We start from the raw sequence: 4,507 nt of genomic DNA, 5'->3' as shown, positions 1-4,507 counted from the left end.
GAGGAATAAAAAGAAAAAATGAAAATAAGCTGAGTGAACAGATGCACAAAACAAAGCAATAATATAATATAAAGCAAGCAAAGAAGAAAAAACAAAAATAAAAAATAAGACTAAGGCTTGCTGAAATAGCAGTATACGCAACCGTGCTTGCAAGACTTGAACTCTGGCAGACCTTCGACTTTTGCCCAACATTTACAATGCTGACGCTGTTTCCGCTGCGGTGGCACTGGCTTATACCCTAAACGGCGGTACTCTGTATCTGCAACGCATCCGGTCTTGCTTATGCGCGGGTCTATTGCATGCTCGATTTGCGGCAGAGGTGCACAGTATTCAAGAGAAACGCCGAGCTGCTGCGCGCAATCTGCAAGCGCTGTGCTGTGCCTGCAGATCCATGATGCGGGATAATAGAAACTATTAGGCACAGAGAGGCCGATAGACCTGAACCGCTGCCTGACAAACGGATACAAAGAACAATAAGAGATGCGAAAGCGCCGAACGCCGAGCTGTGCAAACTTACGCATAACATTGAAACAGCGGAGATGGTTAGCACCAAAGATAATAGGATCAACCCTAACTACGAGCTGATCCTTTAGTACATCGGCGAGCTGTTGCACGGCTGGTACCAAATCTGCAGGCTTTGGCACGTGGGGCTCGAACTTGGAGCCTCCCAAGCCACTAATTGTAACATGGACTAAGGAACGGTGGGCATTATCGAGGATAATATCCGTAAGTGGGCGCGGGTCCTTAGTGATGAAATATAATGGACCGTCATGCTTGGCTACGCGCTGCATAAGGAGCGGAACATGGTGCGCAGGGTCTGTATACTCGCTGAAAACCATAAATATCTTTTGCATTTTTCACCTCCTAATTTATTTCGCTAAGCTTGTTTTTTAACACGAAATAGAAAAGGAGAAAAAAACAGAGCTATTCAAGCAAGAACCCCGCGAGATTCTCTTCTCGCGGGATATATTCGACTTTCACATTTGAAAGTTCATGCAGTAGGCGAATAGCTTTCTGATACAGGGGCTTGACAGATGCTGATTTAACTTTATAGCGACCGTTTACTTGATTCACGACTAATTGTGAATCCGACTTGATAATGACTTGCTCTTTGGGGCGGGCATGCTTGATATATATCAACGCATACACCAATGACAGATACTCCGCACGGTTATTCGTACCGTTGCCAACATCTTTGATGACTTTGAATCCTGTGGCTGGTGAAACCACAGCTATCCTTGATGGTCCCGGATTTCCTTTAGATGAACCGTCAATGTATATTTCCATGACTATCACCTCCTAACTTTCATTTAATTCATAAAACTCGTTTTTTAGCACAAATATGAAAAAAATAAATAAAAAATTACCTGCGCAGAGGGCAAAATTGTGGTTTGTTTCCGTCGCACAGTATATGTTGATATCCGTATTTCTTATAGTCTATCACCTGAAGCAACTTGCAACCAAGTGGTAAAACTCCTACGAAGCCTAGACATGGCGACATGCCGTTAACTGTCTGCCACTTGCACCTTACCCGACCACATGGCACTTCGTTGTCTTCAAGCTCTGGTTGCTGTTCTTTTTCGTTCCAGACTTTTACTCTAACGCCTTCTATTGTTTCTATTCTCATTTTCCATATCACCTCCTAACATTATTTATTCACCAAATTCGTTTTTAAAACACCTAAAAGAGAAAGAAATAATAAAAAAGAGTGAAGAGAAATCACAGCATTTCCATGTTTACTGATATGAGCTTGTGACATGATGAAACTGCAAGTACTGTATTATATATTTCGTCATTGGTAAGCATCTGAGGTGAGAAGAACCCGAAATGCTCTAGCCTGCCATCACTGGTTTGTGCTACAACGTTGTAATAGTAACCTTTCATACGCATCACCTCCTAACACTATTTCACAATTATCGTTTTTAAATAGATACTCATGGCTGAATGAAATGGATTTCACGACCAATGGACTGCGCGTACCTGACAGTATTTGCAGTACCCCCAGAGGACCCATCCCAAACTGCACACAGGAGATTGCAGTGCCGAACCATGACCTCATTACGGCGCATGTACCCAGCCATACTGAATGTAGACTGAACAACAAATGTACGAACAGCGTGGGAGATGAGATACCGGAGATGTGCACGGGAGGAAGAATTCCAGCGGGCAGTGAATACACGGACTGGGAACGGGAGAACGAAAACAAACGGAATACCGAGCTCAATACAGACCTCAGCGGCGAGCTGATCTACCCCAAGAGCACCACCGGAGATAACCAGCAAGTCGGGATGTAACTCAAATTGGTGCGAAAGGAACTGGCGAATTTGGGATTTAACAGCAGATATGTCACGAAGCTTACCGGGACGGTGACCAGTGAAAGCTATTTTGTACATAATTCATAAAATTCGTTTTTTGAATTGCAAAACAAAAAATAAAAAATAAAAAATACAAATCCTAAAACAGTGTTTTAATAACCGGTATTTGCCGGTGCGCCTTTGGCTTTACCGGGAGAGTTTTGAACTCCCACCACTCGGCACCATCGTATTCTTCTCTTTCGAGCCACCAGTCTTCTCCTACAATTACCAAATCGGTTGCTACCATAGCTGTTCCATATCCACTATCATATTCCACATCCGCTATTGCAGCAAACTCGTTCCAACTGCAGTAGCCAAATCCGGGAATGCCACACCACTTCACATCCTCTGGCTTCTTGTTGTGTTGCTCTAATATCTCAAGTGTTTCTTTTAGCAAGTTCTTTTTCATACACATCACCTCCTAACATTGTTTATTTCACTACTATCGTTTTTTGATAAGCTCACCTAAGCAAAAAAAAGAAATAAAAAAGAAAAAACAGTTTTACAAACCTTCCAAATAGCGGTTTAATTCGCGCTCTTATTTTTCCCGCGCGCCCGTCCGTTCAGCTCGGTGGGAACCCATCGCGGGTTACTACCCGCGAATGATGGCGACTGCGCTGTGAATGTGAATGTCTTTCCTATCAAATCCTCGGTGCTGCGGATGCCCAACTTCTCCATTGCGGGCACAAGAAGTTCTGTTACATGCATCGGGCGGAACTTCTGTATTACCACATCGCCATTAACAGCTTTGACAACTTTCTTATCGGTAATCTTTGCGCGGATGTATAATGCGTCGTAACCTGGGAACTTTGCATCTTCGCGCTCTTCGATTGACTCTATCTTTGCTGTGAACTTCTCTGGCAGTAGGTTTAGACGGGCAATCGCGGTATAGTTTTGTTTCAGTTCTTCTATTTTCATACACATCACCTCCTAACTTATTTTTCACCCTTTTCGTTTTTTGCTAGATTTTCTCCACATACTTTAGGACTGCCATATATCAGTTCGTGTTGCAGATTCCTCAAAAAGTTCAGTTCTTTCTCCGCCGCATCTCGCATTGTCCATAAGTCAGCTCTCCGCCAAGCTAACCGGAACCGATAGTATTCTGTTTTCGCACAATCTGTGCACCCAGTCTTTTCATATACTGGACAGCCCGTGCAATCTGGAAATGTTTCGCATAGTGCACAGTTATCTCCGCCGCGTTCTAAGTCTTCATCAAATTCTCGCACACTCCGAATCTTCTGCAAGCAGTCCACTATATCCTGCCATTTCTGAATTGACAGGTCGAGCGGATCATCACCTCTCTCCAGTCTCCTTAGCATTTCTTCTCTTTTCATGTTTTTTTTAAAAAAAATCACCTACTTACGCAGACCTTCTACTTTGACATTTTTTAGTTCTAGCTTCACTCTCTTGCCACACTCTTCGCAAAGAGTGTAGCAGATGCACCCGGAACCGCCTTCCCACTTCTTTCCGCAGCGTCTGCATTGATACACTTCTTATCACCTCCTAACTTATTTCACCAATTTCGTTTTTCGCTATGCTCGCTCGCACTATTTCCAAGCACGGTTGTTCGATTTTGTCTTCAAGCAACTCCAAGTCGAATAAGGCATTCTCGACGACATGACTTAGCCGTTCAAGGCTGTCCTTAATCTCTAGCAATGTCTCTGTGTCCGCTAGCACAAGGTCTTTCGCCAGACCATCGCAGCGCATCCCTAACCCGATAGCATTACCTTTTATTCTACCTTTCATTTTATCGCCTCACTATTTCACCAATTCCGTTTTTTTGCAAATTCACCAGCAACACGTTTCTACCAGTTCTATAAACCAGCTTTTAAATTCTTCGGTCTCGTTGTTGGCTATGGTTATTATCCCATCGGCATTTTCTATGTCTTCGATTAGTTCATCCGCGTTCTTATAAGTCACGCTCTTCGGCATCGGATGCTCCTTTATGTATTGTTTTATTTCCTCGATACTTGCATTCCAAGTTAGCAAATCCCAAGTCATCGCTGAGTCGTATGAATATGTATCAACTAATGTCAATTTCCATTCCAATCCCATATCTTTTGCATCACCTCCCGGTGAACTACCCATCAACGAATTAATGGGCATCTGATTCATGAAGGGACGACATCCTTCGCCCTCCATGTCAGCGGTGC

Annotated in this window: 10 protein-coding genes; all 10 read right to left on the bottom strand. The window is 43.5% G+C overall.

The window, feature by feature from the left end; all coding sequences use genetic code 11:
• Positions 1 to 110: 110 nt before the first annotated feature.
• The gene (locus J7J62_08315; GenBank protein MCD6125158.1) at positions 111 to 854 is read right to left on the bottom strand and encodes a DUF1848 family protein; all 744 of its coding nucleotides are present in this window, start codon (positions 852 to 854) and stop codon (positions 111 to 113) included.
• A 70-nt stretch (positions 855 to 924) separates the two neighbouring features.
• Positions 925 to 1,287 (bottom strand): ribonuclease HI family protein, encoded by a 363-nt coding sequence (locus J7J62_08310; protein ID MCD6125157.1) that lies wholly within the window; start codon positions 1,285 to 1,287, stop codon positions 925 to 927.
• A 76-nt stretch (positions 1,288 to 1,363) separates the two neighbouring features.
• Positions 1,364 to 1,627, bottom strand: a complete 264-nt coding sequence (locus tag J7J62_08305) for a hypothetical protein (GenBank protein ID MCD6125156.1) — start codon at positions 1,625 to 1,627, stop codon at positions 1,364 to 1,366.
• Between the two features lie 92 nt (positions 1,628 to 1,719).
• Positions 1,720 to 1,884: a hypothetical protein gene (locus J7J62_08300; protein MCD6125155.1), complete on the bottom strand. Its 165-nt coding sequence runs from the start codon at positions 1,882 to 1,884 to the stop codon at positions 1,720 to 1,722.
• A gap of 50 nt (positions 1,885 to 1,934) precedes the next feature.
• Positions 1,935 to 2,393, bottom strand: coding sequence for a DUF1273 family protein (locus J7J62_08295; protein ID MCD6125154.1), 459 nt, complete (start codon positions 2,391 to 2,393; stop codon positions 1,935 to 1,937).
• Between the two features lie 61 nt (positions 2,394 to 2,454).
• Positions 2,455 to 2,763, bottom strand: coding sequence for a hypothetical protein (locus J7J62_08290; GenBank protein MCD6125153.1), 309 nt, complete (start codon positions 2,761 to 2,763; stop codon positions 2,455 to 2,457).
• 116 nt (positions 2,764 to 2,879) lie between these two features.
• Positions 2,880 to 3,272, bottom strand: coding sequence for a hypothetical protein (locus tag J7J62_08285; GenBank protein ID MCD6125152.1), 393 nt, complete (start codon positions 3,270 to 3,272; stop codon positions 2,880 to 2,882).
• A gap of 17 nt (positions 3,273 to 3,289) precedes the next feature.
• On the bottom strand, positions 3,290 to 3,673 hold the full coding sequence (locus J7J62_08280) for a hypothetical protein (protein MCD6125151.1): 384 nt from the start codon (positions 3,671 to 3,673) through the stop codon (positions 3,290 to 3,292).
• 184 nt (positions 3,674 to 3,857) lie between these two features.
• Entirely contained in the window at positions 3,858 to 4,100 is a 243-nt protein-coding gene (locus J7J62_08275) for a hypothetical protein (protein MCD6125150.1), read from the bottom strand.
• 42 nt (positions 4,101 to 4,142) lie between these two features.
• A partial coding sequence (locus tag J7J62_08270; protein MCD6125149.1) for a hypothetical protein occupies positions 4,143 to 4,507 on the bottom strand: 365 nt, incomplete at its 5' end.

This window comes from bacterium, from assembly GCA_021159335.1.
Taxonomy (GTDB): domain Bacteria; phylum UBP14; class UBA6098; order B30-G16; family B30-G16; genus JAGGRZ01.
Note: the sequence above shows the minus strand (reverse complement) of the source record. Positions and strands in the feature narration are given on the sequence as shown.

Excerpts from the sequence above, each read along its gene's own strand:
- J7J62_08305 (MCD6125156.1), bottom strand. The coding sequence starts at position 1,627 with ATGAGAATAGAAACAATAGAAGGCGTTAGAGTAAAAGTCTGGAACGAA.
- J7J62_08315 (MCD6125158.1), bottom strand. The coding sequence starts at position 854 with ATGCAAAAGATATTTATGGTTTTCAGCGAGTATACAGACCCTGCGCAC.
- J7J62_08295 (MCD6125154.1), bottom strand. The coding sequence starts at position 2,393 with ATGTACAAAATAGCTTTCACTGGTCACCGTCCCGGTAAGCTTCGTGAC.
- J7J62_08275 (MCD6125150.1), bottom strand. The coding sequence starts at position 4,100 with ATGAAAGGTAGAATAAAAGGTAATGCTATCGGGTTAGGGATGCGCTGC.
- J7J62_08310 (MCD6125157.1), bottom strand. The coding sequence starts at position 1,287 with ATGGAAATATACATTGACGGTTCATCTAAAGGAAATCCGGGACCATCA.
- J7J62_08285 (MCD6125152.1), bottom strand. The coding sequence starts at position 3,272 with ATGAAAATAGAAGAACTGAAACAAAACTATACCGCGATTGCCCGTCTA.
- J7J62_08300 (MCD6125155.1), bottom strand. The coding sequence starts at position 1,884 with ATGAAAGGTTACTATTACAACGTTGTAGCACAAACCAGTGATGGCAGG.
- J7J62_08280 (MCD6125151.1), bottom strand. The coding sequence starts at position 3,673 with ATGCTAAGGAGACTGGAGAGAGGTGATGATCCGCTCGACCTGTCAATT.
- J7J62_08290 (MCD6125153.1), bottom strand. The coding sequence starts at position 2,763 with ATGAAAAAGAACTTGCTAAAAGAAACACTTGAGATATTAGAGCAACAC.